Raw genomic sequence first — 23,526 nt, 5'->3', positions numbered from 1 at the left:
ATAGCAAACTTTATCCATTCAGAGTGAGAGAAAGGGGGACATTGTCTCTCTTTCCTCTCTGAAAAATAAATGTTTTTATTGCTTATTATCCGCACCCAAAAAGTTGCATTTATAAGTTGAACTCAAGGATAATAATATTAGAGCATACTGAATAAAGAATATATACAAAAGTGAAAATAGCCCAAACGCTCCAACCTCTATTTTGCAGGTTCTCTGTCGGATGTAAAACGAATTTAAAAAATTTTTTCATTGCCATAAATACATAAATATCTGAAGAGGGCACACCCTTATCCGGAAGCACCCTCTTAAAAATGTTCTTTTGTTTAGAAGACTTTAAAAGAACATATCAGCAATAGAGCCCAAAATCTCTCTTATAGAACCGCCACAAGACTCTCCTGTGCTATTACATTCTCCACTTACGGAGCAAATGTATCCGGCGGATTTTTCCCCGCCATAGATCTGCGTCAGAAGTTCTCTACTGACCTCAACCGAGTCTTTTTCCATTGCTAATGACTCAGCATTTTTCCAAGCATTGTTTAATGTTCCCATACTATTTGTAATTTTAAGGTTAATAACTTGCCCAAATATCAAGATAATTGTCGAATCTGCAAGAATTACTCCACATCGGCTTCGATGAAGAGCCGCAGCGGCCGTCCGCCCGCCAGACTTACGTCGATAAGCTTGAGCTGCCAGCCGTATTCGCCCCGCGAATCGAAGGTGAGCGAGCAGGCGAGCTCCTGCCCGGGGGCGATGGGGCGCGCCTCGGCCTCGAGCGTCGTGCATCCGCAGCTGCGCTCGGTCGAGACGACGGCCGTCGGGCGCGACGATGCGTTGTGCAGGTGGAAGCGCAGCACGGCAATCTCGCCCGAGTGCAGCCGTCCGAAACGAATCGTGTCGGTGGCTCCATGCAGGAGCGTGCTGTCCGATATTTCGATGATTTTCCCCCGCGGGGCGGCACTTGCAGCCTTTTTGAGCGACGACGGACCACACCCCGCGGCGAGCGTCAGCAGCGCCGTCAGCGCCGCCGCAGTCGCAAATCGGGGCAGGATGCGGAGTCTCTTCAAGGTGGTGGAGTGGGGGGGGTGATGCGGCACCGCCGGAGCGGCGCCCGGTTGTCAGATAAGTCCGCGGCCCGCCTTCTTGATGCGGCCCTCGGCCGTCAGCGACTCGACAATCTTGTCCAGCACGCCGTTGATGAAGACGCTGCTGCCCGGCGTCGAGTAGTACTTCGAGATTTCGATGTACTCGTCGAGCGTCACCTTGACGGGAATCGAGGGGAAGTTGAGCAGCTCGGCCATCGCCGTGCCGATGATGAGGTTGTCCATGAAGACGATGCGCTCGATGTCCCAGTTGGCGGTGAACTTCTCGATGTAGCGCTGGTACTCGCCGAAGTTGACCAGCGTCTTCTCGAAGAGCGTCTTGACGAACTGCGGGTCCTCCTCGCTCTTGAACTTCGGGGCCACCTTCAGCTCGGTGTGGGTGGGGCGGAGGTTGGAGAGCGTGCGCAGAATCATCATGAGGATGTAGCCCAGGTCGTCGTCCCAGAGTATCGACATCTCCTCGAGCACCGTGTCGAGCGCCTCGCACTCCTGCAGGCTCTTGAAGAAATCCTCGACCAGCTGGCGGTCGTCGGCAAACGAGCGCTCGCTGCGCTGCATGTAGCTCTTGTAGTAGTCGCTTTCGGTGAGCTGTGTGTAGAGCGTGCGGATGAGCTCGGGGTAGAGGCTCCAGTTGAGCTTGCGGGCGGCCGTGTAGTCGTTCACCGCGTCGGTGTTGGCGATGATGCGGATGACCGAGTTGTCGACGAACTTGGTGTTGGGGTTGAGGTCCTCGTAGGTCGGCAGCTTCTTCTGCCGGGCCAGCTCCTGACGGTGCTCGGCATAGCGGGCAATCTCGACCGGCAGGGTCAGCATCAGGTTGTAGAGGTCGTAGGCCTTGTCCACCGACGCCATCAGGTTCTTTTCCGAGGCCATCATGTTGTCGGCGCCCGATTTCAGATGGGCGAACAGCGCCTTGATGACCTTGATGCGAAGTAATCTTCTGCTCAACATAATTGTAACTCTTGCGACTTTTGACGGGCGCAAAAGTACAACTAAAAATCAAGATTTGAAAATAAAACGCCTCTTTCGATGGGGCAACCGAGCGGTGCGGCGCCCTTTTTTGCCGCGTGCGGGCGCCTTCGGCGTCCGGAGGGGTGAAAAAATCGGCCGCCGCTTGCCGCCTCTGCCGAAATGTTCGTATCTTTGCCGCACGTATGGAACAACTCAGGGATGAATACGCCGAGAACTCCTGCGACGTAATCGTCGTGGGGGCGGGGGCCGCCGGCATGATGGCGGCCGCGACGGCCGCACGCAACGGCAAGCGCGTGCTGCTGCTCGAGAAGATGGAGAAGTCGGGACGCAAGGTCCGCATCACGGGCAAGGGGCGCTGCAACGTCACCAACGCCCGTCCGCCCGAGGAGTTCGCCTCGCAGGTGCGCACCAACGCCGACTTCTTCGCACCGGCCTTTGCCGAATTCAACAACCGGGCGACCATCCGCTTCTTCGAGCGGCGGGGCGTCAAGCTCGACATCGAGCGGGGCGAGCGCGTCTTCCCCCACAGCGGCAAGGCGTGGGACATCGCCAACGCGCTGCTGGACTACTGCGTCGAGAACGGCGTGAAAATCCTCTACAATACGCAGGTGACTGGAGTCCTGACCCTTGCGGGCCATGTCTTCGGGGTGCGCTACCGCAACAAGCGGGGCTTCGAGCGCAAGGTCGAGGCACCGCAGGTGATTGTCGCCACGGGCGGCCTCTCCTATCCGGCCACCGGCTCGACGGGTGACGGCTACCGCTTTGCCGCCGACCTGGGGCATACAATCGAGGCGGTGCGTCCGTCGCTCACGCCGCTCGTCTCGTCACACAACCAGATGAAGTACCTCCGCGGCCTGCTGCTGCGCAACGTGCGGGCGACGCTCTGGGTCGACAACGAACCCGTGCGCGAGGAGTTCGGCGAGGTGGGCTTCTCGGAGCGGGGCTTCGAGGGGGCCGTGGCGCTGCGCGTGAGCCGCGATGCGGTCGATGCGCTCATCGACGGGCGCCGCGTCAAGCTGGTGCTCGACCTCAAGCCGGCGCTGACCGAGGAGATGCTCCTCAACCGCATCGACCGCGAGCTGGCCGAGATGGCCCCCACGGAGTTCTTCGCCGAGCTGCTGCGCAAGCTGGTGCCGCGGCCGCTGGTCATGCCGCTTGCCGAGGAGCTCGACATCCACTCGAAGAACTATGTGAGCAAGCTCACCGACGCCGAGAAGCGGCGCCTGGTCAAGACGCTCAAGGGGCTTACCTTCCCCATCGTCGACTACGCCCCGTTTGAATATGCCGTCGTGACGGCCGGCGGGGTGCGCTGCGACGAGGTGAACCCCCATACGATGGAGTCGCTCAAGGTCCCCGGGCTCTACTTTGCGGGCGAGGTGCTCGACCTCGACGCCAATACGGGCGGCTACAACCTTCAAATCGCCTTCTCGACCGGACGTCTGGCCGGCATGCTGAAGCGGTAGGAGCCGCCGGAAATCTGAAAAATGCGCTGCGGAATGCATCTGGGAGGACGAAGAATCGGCCGCAGAATCGGCCGGAGCATCTACGGGCGGGTCGCCGGATTGAAGAACCGCCTGGTCCGGGCGCGCTATTTCCGCGGCCACGGGGTCCATTCGCCCTTCGTCTATGCGATTGTCCGCCAGGTCTTCATGCGGCACGACCTGCTGCCGGGCGACCGGGAGCTCTACGGGGCGCTCTGCGCCGCGGGCGTCGGGCACCGGCGCGCCGTACAGCTGCAGAACCTCTTCATCCACTGCGGCTACCACACCTTTGCCATGAACCGCACGGGGGTCGACCTCTGCGTCGTCGGCCGGAGCCTGCCCGAAGAGGAGGTGCTCGCGCTTGTCGACCAGGCACGGCGCTGCGGCACGACTCTTGTGCTGCTGGAGCCCTATGCCGACGAGGAGCGCTGCCGGCTCTGCCGCCGCATTGTCGCCGCGCACGGCTGCACGTCGGTCGACAACCGGGCCTATCTGCTCATCTTTAACAATTATCTGCCTAAACAACACTTCCGGATATGAAAGTCTATACCAAAACGGGAGACCAGGGAACCACGTCGCTCATCGGCGGCGAACGGGTCTTCAAGAGTGACGAACGGGTCGAGGCCTACGGCTCGGTCGATGAACTGATGGCCTTCACGGCGCTGCTGGGTGACCACATGCGCGACGAGGAGGGGCTGTCCGCCTACGTCGACGACATTGCGCAAATCACCTCGCGGCTGATGACCGTCTCGGCGCTGCTGGCCGTGGGCCAGGGGGGCGAGGGCAAGGTGGCTCCGCTCGCTGCGTCGTCGGTCGAGTGGCTCGAGCACCGCATCGACGCCATGCAGGCCCTCGTGCCGCCCATCACGAAGTTCACCATCCCGGGCGGCAATGCCGTCGTGTCGATGTGCCACGTCTGCCGGACGGTCTGCCGCCGGGCGGAGCGTGCGTCGCTGCGTGCCGCTCAGAAGTACGGTGCCGACTCCACGGCGCTGGTCTACCTCAACCGCCTGTCGGACTACTTCTACCTGCTGGGACGCGTGCTGACGGAGCACTTCGGGGTCGAGGAGCAGCTGTGGATTCTTTAATCGTTGATTTCCAGAATAAAGTTCGTATTTACGCGATGTTTTATACGAATTTGTTTGTATTTCTCGTTTTTTTTATACTTTTGCACGACTACAACCGTGTCCGGATTTTCGCACGGAAACCGGAACGAGCTTTTAATTAGGGACTTAAAAGTTAATGACCTATGTATTGGACGCTTGAATTGGCCTCGAAGCTCGAAGATGCTCCGTGGCCCGCAACGAAAGACGAGTTGATTGATTATGCGGTCCGTTCGGGGGCTCCGCTGGAGGTTCTCGAGAATCTGCAGGAGATAGAGGACGAGGGCGACATCTACGAATCGATAGAGGACATCTGGCCCGACTACCCCTCGAAGGATGACTTCTTCTTCAACGAGGAGGAATACTAATTGAATTTGTAAATATCTGTTTGACAGATATTTGAAAACTTTCTAATGCGACCTTCGGGTCGCATTTTTTTTGTCCGTCGCAGCCGGGAAGGGAAGTCTGTCGCGGCCGGGAGGGAAAGTTCGTCGCGGCTCGGATGGAGGGGCTTGTGCGGAGCGGTGGGGCGGCATATAGCAAGGGCGCATGGGTGGAAGCTGACGGCAGGCGGCAGGCGGCTGACGGCAGGCGGAAGGTGGAAGGTGGAAGGTGGAAGCAGAAGGCAGGAAGGAAGGCAGGCGAAGGGTGGAGGCTGACGGCAGGGGGGCTGCGAACGAATAGTTGTCCATAAAGGACGTTTTTGTTGGTATTTCTTGCATCTTTATCGGATAAAAAGTATATTTGTGTGTCCTTTCAGGACAATATGCTGAGCAGAATGGTATACCGGAAGCGTAAGTTTGTTCTCGGTTGTGTGGTTCGAAAACGGAGAATGGACGGACGCGTCCCTCTTTTTCGCGTACTTGTGTGTTGAGGCGCAGGCGCACCGTACGGTGCGGCCTGTACCGATGTCCGGAATGAACCTTCAGCACCACGCCTCCCTCATGCAATAACCCGTTCCGGGGTGCGGGAACACAAGTCAAATTCTACAAAATTATGAAAAGAACTATTCTTTTGCTGGCGGCTGCGGTCGCTCTGAGTGCATGCTCGAACAGTGTCTACAAGTCGCACACGGCACGCGTGGCGCGGATTCCCGCCGCCATGGAGTCGATGGTCAACGTCTCGGACCTGGAGGTTTCGGAGACCAAGGTAACGGGCATCTGCACGGGTAAGGACGGCAAGTACCTGTCGAAGAAGGTCAAGGAGCAGAACGCCATTGCCGAGGCGCTGAAGAAGACGGGTGCCGACATCCTCGTCGAGCCGCAGTTTACCTATATCTACGACAAGAAGGGTCGTCTGACGACGGTCGAGGTGTCGGGATATCCCGCACGCTACCGCAACTTCCGCTCCCTGACCAAGGAGGACGCCGAGGCCATCAACGCACTGCGCAACCCCTCGACGCAGCAGCAGGTACTCATGCTCCCGGTAGTTCAGAAATAACGTACGCTGTCGGATATGAGTCTGGGACACAATACCGTACGGCTGCCTCTGTTGGCGGCGGTCGTACTCCTTGCGTCGTCCTGCTCGGTAGCCCGTCGCGTTCAGACGGCACGGTCGGTGGAGCTCCGTGCCGAAATCACACAAATGCCGACGGTTGCCGAACTTGACGTCGCGCCCGTTCGGGTCGAGGTCGATACGACCTGGACGAATCACCTCTTCAAGGGCTCGACGCCCGTGGAGGCTCAGCGCGAGGCGTTGGTTGCCCGTGCGCTTGCCGGAGGGTCGGCCGACCTGCTGGTCGAACCCAAGGTGCGCCACGAGGCCAACCGGCACTGGTTCCGCACCGAGCACCGGCTCACGGTGAGCGGCTATCCCGCCCGCTACGAGCGGTTCCGTTCGGCTACGTTCGAGGACATCCGGACCATCAATGCCGTACGTTGTCCCGATACGGTGCGGACGACGCTCGTGCTGGCCGAGACACTCCGGCCCACGCCCCGCAAGGGAGCCTCGCTCGGGAAGGCCGTTTCGGTCACCACGCCGAAACCCGTCCGGGCGAAGGGCGGCAAGTTCCGCGAACGCCGCTCGGGATACCGCGGTCTGGTTGAGGGCAGCTACATCAACCTCACCACTTCGTCCGACTTCAGGGGCGACGGCTTTGCCTTCTCGACCATCCACGGCCGGCAGTGCGGCAAGCACTTCTTCGCAGGTCTGGGCGTCGGAGTCTTCAAGGCGAATGCTGAGCGTCTGAACTCCGGTTACGACGACTACGGCTATACGGATAGCAAGGTGATGGTTCCCTTCTTCCTCAACGCGAAGGCCTATCTGCTCAAGAGCCGCTTCTCGCCCTATGTCGAGGTGCGCGGCGGATACGAGGTGTCGGAGACCGAGTCCTACTACCTGAGCGGTGGCATCGGATTGAGCTACAGTCGCTTCGAGCTAGGCGCCAACTACTTCCAGTTCGACGGACTGAGCGGTATCCAGGCGCGTCTGGCCATTCTCTTCTGAGGCACTCAGCCTCTTGTCATGCGGCGCTGCCGTCCTCGCGAGGGGGGGCGGCGCTTTTTTATGCGCCGCGAGTTGCTTCACGGGCACAAAAGATGTACCTTTGCAGACGCTCCCACTGTACTATGGAATTTTTCAGCGACCTCTTCCAATACGGCTATCTCTCGAACGCCTTCATCGCCTGCATCCTCTCGGGCATTACCTGCGGCATCGTCGGCACCTATGTCGTCTGCCGGAGGATGGTCTTTCTGGCGGGCGGCATCACCCACTCGTCGTTCGGCGGGCTGGGCATCGCCTTCTACCTGGGTGCCAATCCGATTCTGGGCGCGATGCTCTTCGCCGTCCTCTCGGCGCTGGGCATCGAGTGGGCCTCGACGCGGGGGCGCATCCGCGAGGATTCGGCCATCGGCATCATCTGGTCGGTGGGCATGGCCGTCGGGGCGCTCTTCATGTCGCTCCGCCCGGGATACACCTCGGGCGACTTGTCGGCCTATCTCTTCGGCAGCATCGTGACGGTGACCGACGGCGACGTTGCGGCGCTCGCCGTGCTGACGGCCCTCCTGATTGCCGGGGCGCTGCTCTGGCTGCGTCCGGTCATGTACGTCGCCTTTGACCGCGAGTTCGCCCGCAGCCGCGGCATCCATACGCGCGTGATTTCCTACCTGCTGGCGGCGCTCATCGCCGTGACCATCGTCCTCTCGATTCGCATCATGGGCATCGTGCTGCTCATCTCGCTGCTCACCATTCCGGTGGTGATTGTCAACAGCTTCTCGAAGTCGTTCCGCACGATTACCCTCGCCGCGCCGCTCGTGGCCGTGGCGGGCAACGTCGGAGGGCTGGTGCTCAGCTACGGCTTCGAGGTGCCCCCCGGTGCGGCCATCATCTTCATCCTGACGCTGCTGCTGGTCGTCGCGCGCCTCTGCGCACGGCTGCGTCCGCGTCTTGCTCCGGTGTCGGAGCCCGTGGCCGGCGCCGACCGCTGACGCGGCCTCATAGCCCCTCCCGTGCGGCGTTTTTTGGGGGTGGTTCTTCCCGGCCGCAATTTCTTAGAGTACAGCCTATTCTGCTGCACGGAGGCTGACGCAGCCCGCCGCCGCGCGAAACTTCCCGACGGAAGGCTGCGGATAGTCCGCCGTGAAGGCCGTTTATTCGTTTTTTTATTGTATCTTTGTGCCTGCCGTTCACCGGCCCCCTGCAAATGACTGTGGAAGCGTAGCATGAAAACCATCTACAAACTCATACTGAAGTCCTACCTCGGACCGATGATTATGACCTTCTTCATCGTGATGTTCGTCCTGATGATGAACTTCGTATGGCGTTACATCGACGAGCTGGTGGGCAAGGGCCTCAGCGCAGGCATCATCATCGAACTGATGGCCTACGCCATGGCCAACATGATTCCGCTGGGTCTGCCGCTGGCCACGCTGCTGGCCGCCATTATGACGATGGGCAACCTGGGCGAGAACTACGAGCTGCTGGCCATGAAGTCGGCCGGCATGTCGCTGCCGCGCATCATGCGGCCGCTGCTGGTGGTGGTGGGCATCATCGCCGTGGGCAGCTTCTTCGTGAGCAACAACCTGGTCCCCTACGCCAACAAGAAGATGTACAGCATCCTCTACGACATCCGCCAGCAGAAGCAGACCATCGAGTTCCAGGACGGCCTCTTCTTCAACGGCATCGACAACATGTCGATTCGCGTCGGGCGTCAGGACCCCGAGACGCACCTGCTGCGCGACGTGCTGATTTACGACAACCGCGAGGTGAACGGCAACATGAACACGATTGTGGCCGATTCGGGCTACATCCGCCTCTCGGACGACAAGAAGTTCCTGCTGGTGACGCTCTTCCACGGCGAGACCTACGAGCAGACGCGCAACAGCCAGTGGTATACCAAGAGCTCGCTGCGCCACCATACGTTCGACATGCAGGACCAGCGGATTTCGATGGACGGCTTCGCGATGGAGCGGAGCAACTCGGACCAGTTCTCCAACAGCCAGACCAAGAACATCAACGAACTGCAGCACGACATCGACTCGCTCGAGGTGGAGGTCAATTCGGTGACCGGCCGCTCGTACGAGCCGCTGCTCAAGGAGCAGATTTTCGTCAAGGACAGTTCGGTGCTGGCCATGGTCGACAGCCTGCGCGTCGACAAGCGCGGCTACGGCCGCATGCATGCCATCGACTCGCTCAAGCAGCTTCCCGTGCGCGAGAAGGAGCGGGTGTGGGACCAGGCGCGGACGCTGGCCAAGAATTCGCGCAACATGTTCTCGTTCGACGAGTCGATGTCGAAGGATGCGCTTAACCAGCTCTACCGCAGCAAGGTGGAGTGGCACCGCAAGACCTCGCTGCCCGTCTCGATTATCATCTTCTTCCTCATCGGCGCGCCGCTGGGGGCCATCATCCGCAAGGGAGGACTGGGCATGCCGATTGTCATCTCGGTCATCTTCTTCGTCATCTACTACATCATCAGCATCACGGGCGAGAAGCTGGCCAAGGAGGGGAGCTGGGATGCCGTCTACGGCATGTGGCTCTCGACCTTCATCCTCGCGCCCATCGCCGTCTATCTGACCTACAAGGCGACGAACGACTCGTCGCTGCTCGATACCGACTGGTACGCCGGTCGCATCAAGGTGCTCCGCGAGAAGCTCCATCTGAACGGAGTGTTCAAGGGGGTGAAGTGGAGCAAACTCAAATTCAAACGCAAGAACGAACAATCTAAATCCCAACCAAATGGCAACGGAGAGCATATTGAATAGCGTCGAGGAGGTCATCGATGACTTCCGACAGGGTAAGGTGGTAATCGTCGTCGACGACGAGGACCGTGAGAACGAGGGCGATTTCATCGTCGCGGCGGAGAAAATCACGCCTGAAATCGTCAACTTCATGCTCAAGGAGGGGCGCGGCGTGCTCTGCGCACCGCTGTCTGAGGAGCGCTGTGCCGAGCTTGAGCTCAACATGATGGAGCCCAACAACACCTCGCTGCTGGGCACCCCCTTCACCGTGACGGTCGACCTTCTGGGCGAGGGGTGCACCACCGGAGTCTCGATTCACGACCGTGCGGCGACCATCCGCGCGCTGGCCGACCCGAAGACGCGTCCCGCCGACCTGGGCCGTCCGGGCCACATCAATCCGCTGCGTGCGCGCCAGAAGGGCGTGCTGCGCCGCCCGGGCCACACCGAGGCAGCCGTCGACCTGGCCCGTCTGGCCGGTCTGCAGCCGGCCGGCGCGCTGATTGAAATCATGAACGAGGACGGCACGATGGCCCGCCTGCCGCAGCTGCGCGAGGTGGCCCGCAAGTTCGGACTCAAGATTATCTCGATTGCCTCGCTCATCGCCTACCGCCTGCGCGAGGAGTCGATTGTCGAGAAGGGCGAGACGGTCCTCCTGCCCACGGCATGGGGCGACTTCATGATTACCCCCTTCAGGCAGAAGAGCAACGGTCTGGAGCATGTGGCGCTGACCAAGGGCACGTGGTCGGCTGACGAGCCGGTGCTCGTACGCGTCCACAGCTCGTGCGCCACGGGCGACATCTTCGGCTCGTGCCGCTGCGACTGCGGCGAGCAGCTGCACGAGGCGATGCGCATGATTGACGAGCAGGGCAAGGGCGCCATCATCTACCTCCAGCAGGAGGGGCGCGGCATCGGCCTGTGCAACAAAATCAAGGCCTACAAGCTCCAGGACGAGGGGTTCGATACGGTCGATGCCAACGTCAAGCTGGGCTTCCGGGCCGACGAGCGCGACTACGGCGTCGGTGCCAGCATCATCCGCGAGCTGGGCATCCAGCACATGCGGCTGATGACCAACAACCCGCAGAAGCGGGCCGGTCTGGAGGGCTACGGCATCACCATCGACGAGATTGTCCCCATCGTCATCGCCCCCAACGCCTACAACCTGCGCTACCTGAAGACCAAGGAGGAGCGCATGCACCACAAGCTGGGGCTCAAGTAGGGCGTACCACGCAACGAAGCCCCGCGGTGCGCACCGCGGGGCTTTCCTTTTCACCTTCACCGGTGCGGCCGCGGCCTCGGCGCTCCCCGCGAGCGGAGGGTGCACGGGCCCACCGGACAAATTCGCAGACAATGGACGCAAAGAATCTTCGCATCGTATTCATGGGTACGCCCGAATTTGCCGTACCCTCGCTCCGGGCGCTTGTCGCCGGGGGCTACCGGGTGGTGGCCGTCGTCACGACGCCCGACAAGCCGGCCGGCCGCGGCCAGAAGGTCCACCAGAGCGACGTCAAGGTGGCGGCGCTCGAACTGGGGCTGCCCGTGCTGCAGCCCGAGAAGCTGCGCGCCCCCGAATTCGTCGAGGCGATGCGGGCGCTGCAGCCCGACCTGGGCATCGTCATCGCCTTCCGCATGCTCCCCGAGGTCATCTGGTCGATGCCGCGTCTGGGCACCTTCAACCTCCACGCCTCGCTGCTGCCGCAGTACCGCGGCGCGGCGCCCATCAACTGGGCCATCATCAACGGCGAGCGGGAGACCGGTGTGACCACCTTCCTGCTCAACCACGAAATCGACAAGGGGGCCATTCTGGCTCAGGCGCGCATGCCGATTCTGCCCGAAGACAACGTCGGCACGATGTACGACAAGCTGATGCACCGCGGCACGGAGTTGGTGCTCGATACGGTCGAGCGCCTCGCTGCGGGCGATGTCACCCCTGTGGCGCAGCCCGAGTACGACGACGGGCAGCTCAAGCCCGCGCCGAAGCTCTTCAAGGAGGACTGCCGCATCGACTGGAGCCTTCCGGGGCGGCGCATCGTCGACTTCGTGCGGGGGCTCTCGCCCTATCCCGCCGCCTGGAGCGGTGTGGTGCGCGACGGGGAGTCGGAGCCCGCGACGAGCGTCAAGATTTTTACGGCCCGCTTCGAGGCGGCACGGCACGGCGAGCAGCCCGGTACGCTCTTCAGCGACGGCCGCACGCTGCGCGTGGCCTGCGCCGACGGCTGGATTTGGCTCGACGAGCTGCAGATGGCCGGCAAGAAGCGCCTTCCGGTCCGCGAGCTGCTGCTCGGCTGGCGCGACGTCAACAACTGCTCGTTCCGGTAGCGGGCCGGTAGCATTTCGGTAGCGTTCCGGGTGGTTCGGACCGATTGTGGTCGGTTCGGGGGCAGTTCCGGGTGGTTTGAGATGGCTTTAAGGCAGTTTCGGTCAATGCCCCTCCATTCGGTGGTTCTGCCCGCATCGGCAGGCACATGGGTCTCGACAATAAAGGCTTCAAGCGGGGAAATTTGTTGGTTTCTCCGCTTTTTTCTATATTTGAGGCAGAAGGAATGCGGCCCGGCGGGGCAGCTTCGATGCCTCCGGCGCAACCTCCGATGAGTACGGCTCAATCTCCGGTGCGTCCGGCCCGGTATCCCGCCTCGCGGTCCGCCTTATTCCGCTTTTACGAACCTAACCGCTACGAGCCATGATGAAACGACTTCTGCTTCCGCTCCTGCTGTTGGTGCCCTTCGTGCTGTGCGCCCAGCAGAACGACTCCTCCGATGTCCCCTTCAACGGACTGGTCAAGGACCTCTCGGGCAAGGGGGTCAAGGTGCGCGTCTTTGTCAAGAACAGCGACAAGCGTACGGTGGCCGACCGCGAGGGGCGCTTCGGTCTGACGAACCTCAAGCCCACCGACACGCTCCTGCTGCAGTACCGGCGCGAGAAGGTCGAGATTCCGCTCGACGGACGGCGCAGCCTCAAGGTGCTGTGGGGCGGCGAGCAGCCCTCCTACGATGAGGACGAGGAACTGGTGGACCTCGGTTTCGGCTATGTCAAGCGGCGTGAATATGCCGGCTCGTCGTCGGGCATCACCGGCGAGATGATGCTCCAGAAGGGCTTTACGGACCTCCAGACGGCGCTGCTGGCCTTGGTTCCCGGGCTGCAGCTCATCAACGGCGAGCTGGTCATCCGCGGTCAGAGTTCGGTCAACTCCTCCTCGGCGGCGCTGATTGTCTGCGACGGGATGCCCGTTTCGAGCCTCAACAGCATCAGCATCTACGAGGTCAAGTCGGTCGAGGTGCAGCGCGGCAACAACATGTACGGCGTGCGCGGCGGCAACGGCGTGATTCTGATTCGTACGCGCGACAAGTAGGGTGCGGCCCGCGGCGGATGGCGCCCGGCTGTGAACGGTCCCGGCAGGTTGTTGCGGGGCCGGGCGGGTGTATGCAGTCGCGCTGCGGTCCATGCACGGGGGCTTGTGCCCCGTCTCCTATGCCCCGTCTCCTGCGCCCCGTGCCCGCGTTTCCCGTGTTCTGCTGCCCGCGGCCAGTAGCCCGTGTTCTGCGTCCTGCGTCCTGCGTCCTGCGTCCTGCACCCCGTGCCCCCGTGCCCGCGCCCCGTGCCCGTGCCCGCGTCCACGTTTTACGTGTTCCGCGTTCCGCGTTCCGCGTTTTGCGTCCCGCGCCCCACGCCCGCGTCTTCCGTGTTCCGCACCCGCGCCCCGCACCCCGCACCCCGCACCNTCGTGTACGCACAATTGTATAATACTTGTTATGTTGACATCATTGGCTTATTATTTTTTTTTTTTTTTTTTTTCTTTTTTTTTTTTTTTTTTCAAGCAGAAGACGGCATACGAGATCTAGTACGGTCTCGTGGGCTCGGAATGTGTATAAGAGACAGCAGAGGAACCTCCCGATTTTGCATGCATTGCAGCGGCGCGCGTCTTACTCGCGCTTGCGGATAATCTCGCCGCCGTGGTGAATCGCCTCCTCGTTCTGCGGAAGCATCTTCCACGCACGCTCGGGCAGCGACTTCTTCAGTCCGACCATCACGTTCTCCATCTTGACGATGGGGCGAACCTTGAGGTAACCGCCCAGAATCATCGTGTTGAAGAGCTTGGCCTGACCCATGCGGGCGCACTCGGCCGTGGCGTCAATCGTATAGACCTCGATGTCCTTGCGCACGGGATGGCGCGTGATGCCGTTCGTGTCGTAAATCAGGATGCCGCCCGGCTTGACCAGCGGCTCGAACTTCTCCATCGACTGCTGGTTGAGGATGATGGCCGTGTCGAACTCATGGGCGATGGGCGACGAGATTTTCTTGTCCGAAAGAATCACCGTCACGTTGGCCGTACCGCCGCGCATCTCGGGGCCGTAGGAGGGCATCCACGTCACCTCGTAATCCTGCATGACGCCCGAGTAGGCGAGTATCTTTCCCATCGAGAGGACTCCCTGTCCTCCGAAACCTGCGATAATTAACGTCTCTTTCATAGTTCGTCCTCTCTTATTTTACCTCCTTGATATCGCCCAGGGGGTAGAAGGGCAGCATGTTCTGCTCGAGCCACTCGTTCGAAGCCACCGGCGAGAGTTTCCAGCCGCTGTTGCAGGTCGAAACGACCTCAACCAGCGAGAAGCCCTTGCCCTCCATCGAGCGCTGGAAGGCCTTCTTGATGGCAGCCTTGCACTTGCGCACGTTGGCCGGCTTGTGGACGCTCTGGCGCGTGATGTAGGTGGCGCCGTCCAGATGGGCCATCATCTCGGCAATCTTGTAGGGATAGCCGTTCAGATGGGCGTCGCGTCCGTAGGGCGTCGTCGCCGTCTTCATGCCCAGCAGCGTCGTCGGGGCCATCTGGCCGCCCGTCATGCCGTAGATGGCGTTGTTGATGTAGATGGCAACCACGTTCTCGCCGCGGGCCGCCGCGTGAATCGACTCCGCCGTACCGATGGCCGACAGGTCGCCGTCGCCCTGGTACGTGAAGACCATGTTCTCGGGGTGGAGCCGCTTGACAGCCGTCGCAACGGCCAGCGCACGTCCGTGTGCCGCCTCAATCCAGTCGATGTCGATGTAGTTGTAGGCGAATACCGAGCAGCCTACGGGCGAGATGCCCACGGCCTTCTCGGCAAGGCCCAGCTCGTCGATGACCTCGGCGACGAGTTTGTGCACCGTGCCGTGGCTGCAGCCCGGGCAGTAGTGCATGACATTATTGGTGATGAGTTTCGGTTTCGAATAAACCAGATTCTCCTGTTTGATTTCAACCTCTGCCATCGTCTTTACTTTTTAATCAGTTTTTCCTTGAGCGCCTCGAGCACCTCGTCGGGCGCGAACATCATGCCGCCTTGGCGTCCATAGTGCTCCACGGGAGCCTTGCCGTTGACGGCCAGCCGAACGTCCTGAACCATCTGGCCGGCGTTGAGCTCGGCCGAGAGGAAGCCCTTCACGCCGCGCTCGGCCAGCTCGGCAATCTGACGCGTGGGGAAGGGATAGAGCGTGATGGGGCGCAGCAGGCCGACCTTCAGACCCTCGGCGCGCGCCATCTCGACCGTGGCCGAGCAGATGCGGGCCGACGAGCCGAATGCCACGATGACATACTCCGCATCGTCGCACTCGATGGCCTCGTAGCGCACCTCGTTCTCTTCGAGCGCCTTGTACTTGGCCTGCAGCCGCTGGTTGATGACCTCCATCTTCTCGGACTGCAGCTCGAGCGAGGTGACGACGTTGCGCTCGCGGTCGGCGGGCTTGCCGTAGGCTGCCCACGTCCGGCATTCGGCGGCAATCTCCTCGTTGGTGCGGCGCGGACGCTGCGGTGCGAGCACCACCTTCTCCATCATCTGACCGATGGCGCCGTCGGCGAGAATCATCGCCGGGTTGCGGTACTTGAAGGCCAGGTCGAAGGCCTCGGCCACATGGTCGTGCATCTCCTGCACCGAGTTGGGGGCGAAGACAATCAGGTGGAAGTCACCGTGCCCGCCGCCCTTGCAGGCCTGGAAGTAGTCGCCCTGCGAAGGCTGAATCGTACCCAGACCCGGGCCGCCGCGCTGGCAGTTGACCACCAGGCAGGGCAGCTCGGCGCCCGCCAGATAGCTCAGACCCTCCGACATCAGGCTGATGCCGGGGCTCGACGACGAGGTCATCACCCGCTTGCCGGTCGATGCGCCGCCGTATACCATGTTGATTGAAGAGATTTCGGACTCGGCCTGCAGCACGACCATGCCGGTGGTCTCCCACGGCTTGAGCTCCATGAGCGTCTCCATGACCTCCGACTGCGGGGTGATGGGGTAGCCGAAATATCCGTCGCAACCGTAGCGTATCGCAGCATGGGCGATTACCTCGTTGCCTTTCATCAGTTTTACCTCTTTTTCTGCCATAGCCTATTCGAATTTTTGACGATAAACCGTGATGACGCTGTCCGGGCAGATAACCGCACACGACGCGCAGCCGATGCAGGCGTCGGGATTCGCCATCATAGCCACGGGATAACCCTTCCCGTTAACTTCCGCCGATAGTTTGAGCACGTCGCACGGACACGAGGCCACGCAGACGCCGCATCCCTTGCATCGTTCCTTATCGACAACGATAGTTCCTTTGATTTTAGCCATAAGCCGTTCTATTGTAAGTTAGTTGTGTCGCGAAGCAACCTTTCGCCGCAGTTCGGTGAGGGGGGGTAGGTCCCGCAGCAGGCCCGAACACGAGAAGGCTCCTTACAAATATACAAAAATTTCCCGTTCCCGCTAATCGTTCGCAATATTTCTTCGCGAAAAAATGACAAATAAAAACGGGAAGTTCCGGTTTTGTCCCGAACTTCCCGTCTTTTGGATATATCCGCGGGGTCAGATTCAAGCCATCTCCCCGGCCTTAGGGTCGGCACCGTAGCGGTTTTCGCCCTTCGTTCCCGGCAGGCAGCTCCATACGAGCAGCACGATGGCGTAGGCCAGGATGGCAAGAACGCCCACGATGGCGAAAATCGAGAATCCGACGGGCATACCTGCCGTGCCCTGCATGGCGGCGACGAAGTACTTCATGCCCCAGACGATGATAATTCCCGTCCACAGAATCGTGAGGAGGTAGTATCCCAGCACCCACTTGCCCGAGCGGTTCGTGTCGTGCAGGCGGCGGACCAGGACGGCGAGCTGCGGCAGCAGCATGGCAAGACCGAACAGACCCGAGATGAGCATGCCGCTCGGGCCGAAGATGAGCAGGTCGAGCAGTCGGGCCACAATCGAGAAGATGAAGGTGAAGAGCACGAAGAACCAGTACTCCTTGCGGCGTGCGCGGCCGCTGAAGTTCACGTAGTTGCGCAGGCAGAGGATGAACCATTTCATAGGCTGAAGAATTTTTTGTTGGTTTGTTCTGTAAACAAAGATACGAAAAAGGGGCGGACCGCCAACTTTTTGCCGCGATTTTTTGCCGGCGCCGCAATTCCTGCATGCTCCCGGCGTTTGCATGCTCCCGGCGTTTGTCCGCTCCGGCGTTTGTCTGCTCCCGGGTTTCGCATGCTTCGCTCTTGTCTGTTCCGGCGTTTGCGTGCTCCCGGCGTTTGCGTGCTCCGCATTTGTCTGCTCCCGGGTTTCGCATGCTTCGCTCTGGTCTGTTCCGGCGTTTGCGTGCTCCCGGCGTTTGCATGCTCCCGGCGTTTGCATGTTCCGGTGTTTGTCGGCTCCCGCTTTTTGCCGGAGCCCGTCTGGCGCACGCCCCTTCCCCCCCCCGGCCTCCACGAAAAACGGAGAGCGGCACGCCGCTCTCCGTTTCCGGTTTGTCCCTCCCGCACGGATGCGCGGAGGTGTGTCGAGGTTGTCAGTCGCCCTCGGCGAAGGAGTGGATCACCACGCCCGAGCGCAGCTTGGGCTCGAACCACGTCGTCTTCGGAGGCATGATGTTGCCCGTGTCGGCGATGTTGATGAGCTGCTGCATCGAGACGGGGTAGAGCGCGAAGGCCACGGCCATCTCGCCGCTGTCGACGCGGCGCTTCAGCTCGCCCAGGCCGCGGATGCCTCCCACGAAGTCAATCCGCTTCGAGGTGCGCAGGTCCTTGATGCCCAGCAGACGGTCCAGCACCAGATTCGAGAGCACCGTCACGTCCAGCACGCCGATGGGGTCGTTGTCGTCGTAGGTGCCCTTCTTGGCCGTGAGGCTGTACCAGTGGCCGGCCAGATACATCGAGAAGTTGTGCAGCCCCGTCGGGTGGTAGGTCTCCGTGCCCTTGTCCTCGACCACGAAGTTCTCCTCCAGACGCTTGAGCAGCTCCTCGGGGGTCATGCCGTTGAGGTCCTTCACCACGCGGTTGTAGTCGATGATGCGCAGCTGGTTGGCCGGGAAGGTGACGGCCAGGAAGTAGCAGTACTCCTCGTTGCCCGTATGGTGGGGGTTCTTGGCCTTGAACTCGGCGCCCACGCGTGCGGCGGCAGCCGTACGGTGGTGTCCGTCGGCCACGTAGAGGGCCGGGATGCCGGCGAAGATTTCGGTGATGCGGTCAATCGTCTTGCGGTCGCGGATGACCCAGAAGTGGTGGCCGAAGCCGTCCTCGGCCGTGAAGTCGTACTCGGGCGGGTTGTTCTTCACCACGTCGGCCACAATCTCGTTGATTTCGGCATTGTCGGGATAGGCGAAGAAGACCGGCTCGATGTTGGCCTTCTGGTTGCGGACGTGAATCATGCGGTCCTCCTCCTTGTCGGTGCGGGTGAGCTCGTGCTTCTTGATGGCCCCCGAGAGGTAGTCCTCGAAGTGGCAGCACATGGCCAGACCGTACTGCGTGCGGCCGTCCATCGTCTGGGCATAGATATAGTAGTACTCCTCGGGGTCCTGACGGAGCCAGCCCTCGGCGCGCCACTTGCGGAAGTTCTCGACCGCCTTGTCGTAGACCTGCTGCGAATGCTCGTCGGCGATGGGGTCGAAGTCGATTTCGGGTTTGATGATGTGGAGCAGCGAGCGCTCGGTGGCTTCGGCCTTGGCCTCGACCGAGTTCAGCACGTCGTAGGGGCGCGATGCCACCTCGGCGGCGTACTCCTTGGGCGGACGGATGCCGCGGAAAGGTTTGATGCGTACCATGGTCTTGTCTGGGTTTGGTGCAGGCGCGGAAAACGGACGGATGCGCTCCGTCCGCCTTCCGTGTCGCCGTGTTCGGTGGATTACTTGTTTACCTGGAAACGGGTGTTGCCCGTCTTGAAGAAGTCGACAATCTGTCGGGCGGCGGCCAGTCCGGCGTTGAGGTTCGCCTCGGCGGTCTCGGCACCCATCTTCTTGGGCGTTGCGAAGACGCGCTTGCCGAACTTCTCGTCGAGCTCGGCCTGGATGCCGGCGGCGATGTCGGTGACGTACTTCAGGTCCTCACGCTCCTCGAGGGCGCGCATGAGGCCGGCCTCGTCGATGACCTCCTTGCGGGCGGTGTTGACCAGCGTGGCGCCCTTGGGCATCGACATCAGCAGCTCGTAGCCAATCGAGCCGCGGGTCTGCTCCGTGGCGGGAATGTGCAGCGAGAGGAAGTCGGCCTTGGCGTAGAGCTCCTCGACCGAACCGACGCGCTTCACGCCGTCGGCCTCGAATACGGCGTCCTCCTGGATGAAGGGGTCGTAGGCGATGACCTCCATGCCCATGGCCTTGCCCTTGCGGCCCACCAGCTTGCCGACGTTGCCGTAGGCGTGGATGCCGAGGGTCTTGCCCATAATCTCGTGACCCGTGCCGGGGGTGAAGCGGTTGCGCGAGATGTAAATCATCAGCGCGATGGCCAGCTCGGCCACGGCGTTCGAGTTCTGGCCCGGGGTGTTCATCACGACGATGCCGCGTGCGGTGGCGGCTGCCAGGTCGACGTTGTCGTAGCCCGCGCCGGCGCGGACGACAATCTTGAGCTGCGGCGCGGCGGCGATGACCTCGGCGGTCACCTTGTCGCTGCGGATAATCAGCGCGTCGACATCGGCCACGGCCTCCAGCAGCTGTGCCTTGTCGGTATACTTCTCAAGCAGCGCCAGCTCGTAGCCGGCCTCTTCGACGATGCGGCGGATGCCGTCGACGGCCTTCTGTGCGAAGGGCTTTTCGGTTGCTATCAGTACTTTCATGGTCTCTCTGATTTCGGTTGTGAGCACTTCCCGCCAGTCCCACGCCCTCACCTCTCCGGTGAGGGCGTCGTAACCGGTCGGTATGCGTGTGACAAGCGGCATGCCGGGCTATTTGGCGTATTTCTCGGCAAAGTCGCGCATGCACTTCACGAGCACCTCGACGCTCTCCTTCTTGAGGGCGTTGTAGCACGAGGCGCGGAAGCCGCCCACCAGACGGTGGCCCTTGATGCCCACGATGTCGTGCGCCTTGGTGTACTCCAGGAACTCGGGAGCCAGCTCCTCGTAGCCGTCGGCCATCACGAAGCAGATGTTCATCAGCGAACGGTCCTGCTTCTCGACCGTGCCGCGGAAGAGCGGGTTGCGGTCGATTTCGTCGTAGAGCAGCTGCGCCTTCTCCTGGTTGCGGCGGTAGATTTCCTCGACGCCGCCAATCGACTTGAGCCACTTGAGCGTCTCCTTCAGCACGTAAATCGGGAATACGGGAGGCGTGTTGAACATCGAGTTGTTCTCGACGTGGGTGCGGAAGCTGACCATCGTCGGCAGGTCGCGCACCTGCTTGTCGAGCATGTCCTCGCGGATGATGGCGAAGACCACGCCGGCGGGAGCCAGGTTCTTCTGGGCGCCGCCGTAAATCATCGCATACTTGGTCACGTCGACCGGACGCGACAGGATGTCGGACGACATGTCGGCGATGAGGGGTACGGGCGACGAGAGGTCCTCGTGGTACTCCGTGCCGTAGATGGTGTTGTTCGAGGTGATGTGGAGGTAGTCCAGGTCACTCGGAATGGCAAATCCCTTGGGAATATAGGTGAAGTTGCGGTCCTCCGACGTGGCGAGAATCTCCACCTCGCCGTAGCGCTTCGCCTCCTTGATGGCCTTCTTCGACCAGACGCCCGTGTTGACGTAGCCGGCCTTCTTGCCCAGGAAGTTGGCGGGAACCTCATAGAACATCGTGCTGGCGCCGCCGCCGATGTAGAAAATCTTGTAGTTGTCCGGAATGTGGAGCAGTTCGCGGAAGAGCGCATCGGCCTCCGCCATCACAGCGTCGAAATCCTTCGAACGGTGCGAAATCGAGAGCAGGGAGAGTCCCGAGCCATTGAAATCGAGGACGGCCTTGGCGGCATTTTCGATAACTTCGTCCGCAAGGACGGAGGGTCCGGCGTTGAAATTGTGCTTTTTCATAATAATCCGTATGTAAATTAGTTCATTTAGATTGCGAACTGTTACTTGACTAACACAAATATATATAAAATATTCGGGACAAACCAAACTCTTGCCAAATAAATTTCAATGCCCGGGGCCGGAGGGCGCCTTTTTGAATTGTTTTTACTAAATTTGCCGGGATTAAGGACCAATCATCACCTCGCTATGATAAAATCGATGACGGGCTTCGGCAAGGGCGAAGCCTCTTTCGGAACCAAGAAAATCACGGTCGAGCTCCGCTCGCTCAACTCCAAGCAGCTCGATTTGAACATCAAACTGCCGGCGCTCTACCGCCAGTCGGAGACCGAACTGCGCAATCTGGTCGCGCAGCGGCTCCAGCGCGGCAAGGTCGACCTCTTCGTGAGCGTCGAGAGCCAGCAGGTGGAGACCTCGGCCCACATCAACCGCGAAATCTTCCGCGAATACCTGCGCCAGCTCAACGACGCGCTCGCCTTCTCGGGCATCGACGCCGACTACGACGCCATGCTGCCCGTGCTCATGCGCATGCCCGACGTGGTATCGGTCGAGGCCGAGCGCGTGACGGAGGAGGAGAGCGCCGCGCTGATGGCCGCCGCGGCCGACGCCGTCGAGCGGCTCGACGCCTTCCGCGTGCAGGAGGGTGCCGTGCTGATTGCCGACCTGCTGCGCCGCGTCGACCTCATCGAGCGCTACCGCGAGGAGGTCGTTCCCTTCGAGAAGGCCCGTACGGAGACCATCCGCGCGCGGATTCTCGACAACCTCTCGAAGCTGGGCGTCGAGGTGGACCGCAACCGCCTGGAGCAGGAGATGATTTACTACCTCGAGAAGCTCGACATCACCGAGGAGAAGGTGCGCCTGGAGAACCACTGCCGCTACTTCCGCGAGGTGGCTGCCGGCGAGGAGGCCCCCGGCCGCAAGCTGGGCTTCATCGCCCAGGAGATGGGGCGCGAAATCAACACGATGGGGTCGAAGGCCAACGAGTCGAACATCCAGATTCTGGTCGTCCGGATGAAGGACGAGCTGGAGAAAATCAAGGAGCAGGTGCTCAACATCCTCTGACGCCGGCTCCGGGCCGCGTGCGGCGCTGCCTCAAATACGTATATGATATATGGGTAAGGTCATCATATTCTCGGCGCCCAGCGGCGCCGGCAAGACGACAATCGTACGGGAGCTGCTGCAGCACTTCCCGCAATTCGAATTCTCGGTATCGGCCACCAGCCGGGCCCCGCGCGGTACGGAGCGCGACGGGGTGGACTACTACTTCCTCACGCCCGAGGCCTTTGCCGAGGCCGTGGCCCAGGACCGCTTCGTCGAGTGGGAGGAGGTCTACAAGGGCACCTGCTACGGAACGCTGCGCAGCGAGGTGGAGCGCATCTGGGCCAAGGGCCACGTCATCGTCTTCGACGTCGACGTGATGGGCGGTCTGAACCTCAAGCGGATTTTCGGCGCCGACGCCTGCTCGATTTTCATCATGCCCCCCTCCATCGAGGAGCTGCGCCGCCGTCTGGTGGGGCGCGCAACCGATGCTCCGGAGGTCATCGAGCGCCGCGTGGCCAAGGCCGAGTTCGAGCTGACGAAGGCCCCCGGCTTCGACCACGTCGTGGTCAACGACGTGCTGGAGGATGCCGTGCGCGAAACCACCCGTATTGTCGAACAGTTCATCGCCTGCTGAGATGAAACGGATGATGCTCTACTTCGGGTCGTTCAACCCGATTCACCGGGGCCACGTCGCCCTGGCCGAATATGCCGTCGAACAGGGGCTCTGCGACGAGCTGGCGCTGGTCGTATCGCCGCAGAACCCCCTGAAGGAGGCCGATGCGCAGGCCCCCGAGCTCGACCGCTTCGAGATGGCGGAGATTGCCTGCGCCCACTCGAAATACCCCGACCGCATCAAGCCCTCGGTGGTCGAATTCCTGCTGCCGCGCCCCTCCTATACGGTCGACACGCTGCGCTACCTGAGCGAGAACCACGGCCGCGAGATGAGCTTCTCGATTCTGATGGGGAGCGACCTGGTGGGGCAGCTCGACCGCTGGAAGGAGTACGAGACGATTCTCGACAGCTACCCCCTCTTCGTCTACCCGCGCCGCGGCGCGGAGGTCGGCCGCTTCCGCGACCGCGTCACGCTGCTCGAGGGGGCTCCGCTGCAGGACTACTCCTCGACCGACGTGCGCGAGGCGCTCGAGAACGGCGAGGATGCCTCGCGGATGCTCCAGCCCGAGGTGGCGGAGTACATCCGCCGCAAGGGGCTCTGGACTCCCGAGAGCCGTCTGCAGCGCCTCACCGTGCGCATCGAGGCCGAACCGGCCAACGCCGCGCTGCACATCGAGCGCGGCAAGCTCCACTACCGCCGTGCCTCGTGGGGCGATGCGCTCAACGACTTCAACCGGGCGCTCGAGATTGACGCCTCGAACTGCGAGGCGCGCCAGTATGTCGAGATGGTGCAGGAGATTCTCGCATTCCGTTACAAAGACATTTACAATCCCTGATAACAGATA

At 61.3% G+C, this 23,526-nt stretch carries 25 protein-coding genes; 14 read left to right on the top strand and 11 right to left on the bottom strand.

Translation table 11 applies throughout. The features are described 5' to 3' along the window. Positions 1-333: 333 nt before the first annotated feature. The 3 genes from C8267_RS10965 to C8267_RS10775 form a co-directional block, all read right to left on the bottom strand. Positions 334-549 (bottom strand): hypothetical protein, encoded by a 216-nt coding sequence (locus tag C8267_RS10965; RefSeq protein WP_158699777.1) that lies wholly within the window; start codon positions 547-549, stop codon positions 334-336. Between the two features lie 65 nt (positions 550-614). After that, the gene (locus tag C8267_RS10780; protein ID WP_234025759.1) at positions 615-1,064 is read right to left on the bottom strand and encodes a DUF1573 domain-containing protein; all 450 of its coding nucleotides are present in this window, start codon (positions 1,062-1,064) and stop codon (positions 615-617) included. A gap of 51 nt (positions 1,065-1,115) precedes the next feature. Further along, positions 1,116-2,051: a transcription antitermination protein NusB gene (locus C8267_RS10775; RefSeq protein ID WP_087362150.1), complete on the bottom strand. Its 936-nt coding sequence runs from the start codon at positions 2,049-2,051 to the stop codon at positions 1,116-1,118. A gap of 203 nt (positions 2,052-2,254) precedes the next feature. Here C8267_RS10775 and C8267_RS10770 point away from each other — a divergent pair, with 203 nt between their 5' ends. The 11 genes from C8267_RS10770 to C8267_RS10720 all read left to right on the top strand — a co-directional run bounded on the left by C8267_RS10770 (position 2,255) and on the right by C8267_RS10720 (position 13,176). Further along, positions 2,255-3,535 carry an NAD(P)/FAD-dependent oxidoreductase gene (locus tag C8267_RS10770; protein WP_106634597.1) on the top strand — a complete coding sequence of 427 codons (1,281 nt, stop codon included), beginning with the start codon at positions 2,255-2,257 and terminating at the stop codon, positions 3,533-3,535. Between the two features lie 33 nt (positions 3,536-3,568). Then, the gene (locus tag C8267_RS10765; protein ID WP_087362230.1) at positions 3,569-4,093 is read left to right on the top strand and encodes a hypothetical protein; all 525 of its coding nucleotides are present in this window, start codon (positions 3,569-3,571) and stop codon (positions 4,091-4,093) included. Next, a complete protein-coding gene (locus tag C8267_RS10760) occupies positions 4,090-4,641 on the top strand; it encodes a cob(I)yrinic acid a,c-diamide adenosyltransferase (RefSeq protein WP_106634596.1) in 552 nt (183 codons plus the stop codon). Before C8267_RS10765 ends, C8267_RS10760 begins: the two co-directional genes overlap by 4 nt. 161 nt (positions 4,642-4,802) lie before the next feature. Continuing rightward, positions 4,803-5,024 carry a DUF2795 domain-containing protein gene (locus C8267_RS10755; protein ID WP_087362147.1) on the top strand — a complete coding sequence of 74 codons (222 nt, stop codon included), beginning with the start codon at positions 4,803-4,805 and terminating at the stop codon, positions 5,022-5,024. A 628-nt stretch (positions 5,025-5,652) separates the two neighbouring features. Then, positions 5,653-6,096 (top strand): hypothetical protein, encoded by a 444-nt coding sequence (locus C8267_RS10750; RefSeq protein WP_158699776.1) that lies wholly within the window; start codon positions 5,653-5,655, stop codon positions 6,094-6,096. Between the two features lie 15 nt (positions 6,097-6,111). Beyond that, positions 6,112-7,101 (top strand): hypothetical protein, encoded by a 990-nt coding sequence (locus tag C8267_RS10745; protein ID WP_158699775.1) that lies wholly within the window; start codon positions 6,112-6,114, stop codon positions 7,099-7,101. A 122-nt stretch (positions 7,102-7,223) separates the two neighbouring features. Next, the gene (locus tag C8267_RS10740) at positions 7,224-8,081 is read left to right on the top strand and encodes a metal ABC transporter permease (protein WP_106634593.1); all 858 of its coding nucleotides are present in this window, start codon (positions 7,224-7,226) and stop codon (positions 8,079-8,081) included. Between the two features lie 234 nt (positions 8,082-8,315). Continuing rightward, the gene (locus C8267_RS10735; protein WP_106634592.1) at positions 8,316-9,854 is read left to right on the top strand and encodes an LptF/LptG family permease; all 1,539 of its coding nucleotides are present in this window, start codon (positions 8,316-8,318) and stop codon (positions 9,852-9,854) included. Next, positions 9,829-11,046, top strand: a complete 1,218-nt coding sequence (locus tag C8267_RS10730; protein WP_106634591.1) for a bifunctional 3,4-dihydroxy-2-butanone-4-phosphate synthase/GTP cyclohydrolase II — start codon at positions 9,829-9,831, stop codon at positions 11,044-11,046. The genes C8267_RS10735 and C8267_RS10730 overlap by 26 nt, the downstream gene beginning before the upstream one ends. A gap of 131 nt (positions 11,047-11,177) precedes the next feature. Then, positions 11,178-12,146, top strand: coding sequence for a methionyl-tRNA formyltransferase (fmt, locus tag C8267_RS10725; RefSeq protein ID WP_106634590.1), 969 nt, complete (start codon positions 11,178-11,180; stop codon positions 12,144-12,146). 361 nt (positions 12,147-12,507) lie between these two features. Further along, on the top strand, positions 12,508-13,176 hold the full coding sequence (locus tag C8267_RS10720) for a TonB-dependent receptor plug domain-containing protein (RefSeq protein ID WP_087362128.1): 669 nt from the start codon (positions 12,508-12,510) through the stop codon (positions 13,174-13,176). Between the two features lie 571 nt (positions 13,177-13,747). Here the strand turns inward: C8267_RS10720 and C8267_RS10715 are convergent. The 8 genes from C8267_RS10715 to serC form a co-directional block, all read right to left on the bottom strand. Next, positions 13,748-14,293, bottom strand: coding sequence for a 2-oxoacid:acceptor oxidoreductase family protein (locus tag C8267_RS10715; protein ID WP_087362693.1), 546 nt, complete (start codon positions 14,291-14,293; stop codon positions 13,748-13,750). 13 nt (positions 14,294-14,306) lie between these two features. Then, a complete protein-coding gene (locus C8267_RS10710; protein ID WP_087362694.1) occupies positions 14,307-15,068 on the bottom strand; it encodes a thiamine pyrophosphate-dependent enzyme in 762 nt (253 codons plus the stop codon). 5 nt (positions 15,069-15,073) lie between these two features. Continuing rightward, on the bottom strand, positions 15,074-16,168 hold the full coding sequence (locus tag C8267_RS10705; RefSeq protein ID WP_087362695.1) for a 3-methyl-2-oxobutanoate dehydrogenase subunit VorB: 1,095 nt from the start codon (positions 16,166-16,168) through the stop codon (positions 15,074-15,076). Between the two features lie 3 nt (positions 16,169-16,171). Beyond that, complete coding sequence (locus tag C8267_RS10700; protein WP_087362696.1) at positions 16,172-16,399, bottom strand: 4Fe-4S dicluster domain-containing protein; 228 nt, start codon at positions 16,397-16,399, stop codon at positions 16,172-16,174. A gap of 237 nt (positions 16,400-16,636) precedes the next feature. Continuing rightward, positions 16,637-17,122 carry a DUF805 domain-containing protein gene (locus C8267_RS10695; RefSeq protein WP_106634589.1) on the bottom strand — a complete coding sequence of 162 codons (486 nt, stop codon included), beginning with the start codon at positions 17,120-17,122 and terminating at the stop codon, positions 16,637-16,639. A 472-nt stretch (positions 17,123-17,594) separates the two neighbouring features. Further along, complete coding sequence (locus C8267_RS10690) at positions 17,595-18,845, bottom strand: DUF1015 domain-containing protein (protein ID WP_106634588.1); 1,251 nt, start codon at positions 18,843-18,845, stop codon at positions 17,595-17,597. An 80-nt stretch (positions 18,846-18,925) separates the two neighbouring features. After that, entirely contained in the window at positions 18,926-19,849 is a 924-nt protein-coding gene (locus C8267_RS10685) for a 3-phosphoglycerate dehydrogenase (RefSeq protein WP_106634587.1), read from the bottom strand. Positions 19,850-19,957: 108 nt separating this feature from the next. Next, positions 19,958-21,031: a 3-phosphoserine/phosphohydroxythreonine transaminase gene (gene serC / locus C8267_RS10680; protein ID WP_087362699.1), complete on the bottom strand. Its 1,074-nt coding sequence runs from the start codon at positions 21,029-21,031 to the stop codon at positions 19,958-19,960. A gap of 198 nt (positions 21,032-21,229) precedes the next feature. Between serC and C8267_RS10675 the strand changes: the two genes are divergently transcribed. Genes C8267_RS10675 through nadD form a run of 3 tightly spaced genes read left to right on the top strand, consistent with a single transcriptional unit; the run spans position 21,230 to position 23,517 of the window. Further along, the gene (locus C8267_RS10675) at positions 21,230-22,090 is read left to right on the top strand and encodes a YicC/YloC family endoribonuclease (RefSeq protein WP_106634586.1); all 861 of its coding nucleotides are present in this window, start codon (positions 21,230-21,232) and stop codon (positions 22,088-22,090) included. A 49-nt stretch (positions 22,091-22,139) separates the two neighbouring features. Continuing rightward, complete coding sequence (gene gmk / locus C8267_RS10670) at positions 22,140-22,703, top strand: guanylate kinase (RefSeq protein ID WP_106634585.1); 564 nt, start codon at positions 22,140-22,142, stop codon at positions 22,701-22,703. A 1-nt stretch (position 22,704) separates the two neighbouring features. Further along, positions 22,705-23,517, top strand: coding sequence for a nicotinate (nicotinamide) nucleotide adenylyltransferase (nadD, locus tag C8267_RS10665; protein ID WP_106634584.1), 813 nt, complete (start codon positions 22,705-22,707; stop codon positions 23,515-23,517). Positions 23,518-23,526: the final 9 nt, after the last annotated feature.

Source organism: Alistipes sp. Marseille-P5061 (assembly GCF_900290115.1).
GTDB lineage: Bacteria > Bacteroidota > Bacteroidia > Bacteroidales > Rikenellaceae > Alistipes > Alistipes excrementigallinarum.
This window is presented reverse-complemented; position numbering and strand designations above follow the sequence as displayed.

What these genes read in the sequence shown, in the direction of transcription:
- nadD (WP_106634584.1), top strand. Translation starts at nt 22,705, where the DNA reads ATGAAACGGATGATGCTCTACTTCGGGTCGTTCAACCCGATTCACCGG.
- C8267_RS10745 (WP_158699775.1), top strand. Translation starts at nt 6,112, where the DNA reads ATGAGTCTGGGACACAATACCGTACGGCTGCCTCTGTTGGCGGCGGTC.
- C8267_RS10760 (WP_106634596.1), top strand. Translation starts at nt 4,090, where the DNA reads ATGAAAGTCTATACCAAAACGGGAGACCAGGGAACCACGTCGCTCATC.
- C8267_RS10690 (WP_106634588.1), bottom strand. Translation starts at nt 18,845, where the DNA reads ATGGTACGCATCAAACCTTTCCGCGGCATCCGTCCGCCCAAGGAGTAC.
- C8267_RS10750 (WP_158699776.1), top strand. Translation starts at nt 5,653, where the DNA reads ATGAAAAGAACTATTCTTTTGCTGGCGGCTGCGGTCGCTCTGAGTGCA.
- C8267_RS10705 (WP_087362695.1), bottom strand. Translation starts at nt 16,168, where the DNA reads ATGGCAGAAAAAGAGGTAAAACTGATGAAAGGCAACGAGGTAATCGCC.
- fmt (WP_106634590.1), top strand. Translation starts at nt 11,178, where the DNA reads ATGGACGCAAAGAATCTTCGCATCGTATTCATGGGTACGCCCGAATTT.
- C8267_RS10700 (WP_087362696.1), bottom strand. Translation starts at nt 16,399, where the DNA reads ATGGCTAAAATCAAAGGAACTATCGTTGTCGATAAGGAACGATGCAAG.
- gmk (WP_106634585.1), top strand. Translation starts at nt 22,140, where the DNA reads ATGGGTAAGGTCATCATATTCTCGGCGCCCAGCGGCGCCGGCAAGACG.
- serC (WP_087362699.1), bottom strand. Translation starts at nt 21,031, where the DNA reads ATGAAAAAGCACAATTTCAACGCCGGACCCTCCGTCCTTGCGGACGAA.
- C8267_RS10675 (WP_106634586.1), top strand. Translation starts at nt 21,230, where the DNA reads ATGACGGGCTTCGGCAAGGGCGAAGCCTCTTTCGGAACCAAGAAAATC.
- C8267_RS10775 (WP_087362150.1), bottom strand. Translation starts at nt 2,051, where the DNA reads ATGTTGAGCAGAAGATTACTTCGCATCAAGGTCATCAAGGCGCTGTTC.
- C8267_RS10965 (WP_158699777.1), bottom strand. Translation starts at nt 549, where the DNA reads ATGGGAACATTAAACAATGCTTGGAAAAATGCTGAGTCATTAGCAATG.
- C8267_RS10735 (WP_106634592.1), top strand. Translation starts at nt 8,316, where the DNA reads ATGAAAACCATCTACAAACTCATACTGAAGTCCTACCTCGGACCGATG.
- C8267_RS10755 (WP_087362147.1), top strand. Translation starts at nt 4,803, where the DNA reads ATGTATTGGACGCTTGAATTGGCCTCGAAGCTCGAAGATGCTCCGTGG.
- C8267_RS10685 (WP_106634587.1), bottom strand. Translation starts at nt 19,849, where the DNA reads ATGAAAGTACTGATAGCAACCGAAAAGCCCTTCGCACAGAAGGCCGTC.
- C8267_RS10720 (WP_087362128.1), top strand. Translation starts at nt 12,508, where the DNA reads ATGATGAAACGACTTCTGCTTCCGCTCCTGCTGTTGGTGCCCTTCGTG.
- C8267_RS10730 (WP_106634591.1), top strand. Translation starts at nt 9,829, where the DNA reads ATGGCAACGGAGAGCATATTGAATAGCGTCGAGGAGGTCATCGATGAC.
- C8267_RS10695 (WP_106634589.1), bottom strand. Translation starts at nt 17,122, where the DNA reads ATGAAATGGTTCATCCTCTGCCTGCGCAACTACGTGAACTTCAGCGGC.
- C8267_RS10715 (WP_087362693.1), bottom strand. Translation starts at nt 14,293, where the DNA reads ATGAAAGAGACGTTAATTATCGCAGGTTTCGGAGGACAGGGAGTCCTC.
- C8267_RS10740 (WP_106634593.1), top strand. Translation starts at nt 7,224, where the DNA reads ATGGAATTTTTCAGCGACCTCTTCCAATACGGCTATCTCTCGAACGCC.
- C8267_RS10770 (WP_106634597.1), top strand. Translation starts at nt 2,255, where the DNA reads ATGGAACAACTCAGGGATGAATACGCCGAGAACTCCTGCGACGTAATC.
- C8267_RS10710 (WP_087362694.1), bottom strand. Translation starts at nt 15,068, where the DNA reads ATGGCAGAGGTTGAAATCAAACAGGAGAATCTGGTTTATTCGAAACCG.
- C8267_RS10765 (WP_087362230.1), top strand. Translation starts at nt 3,569, where the DNA reads ATGCATCTGGGAGGACGAAGAATCGGCCGCAGAATCGGCCGGAGCATC.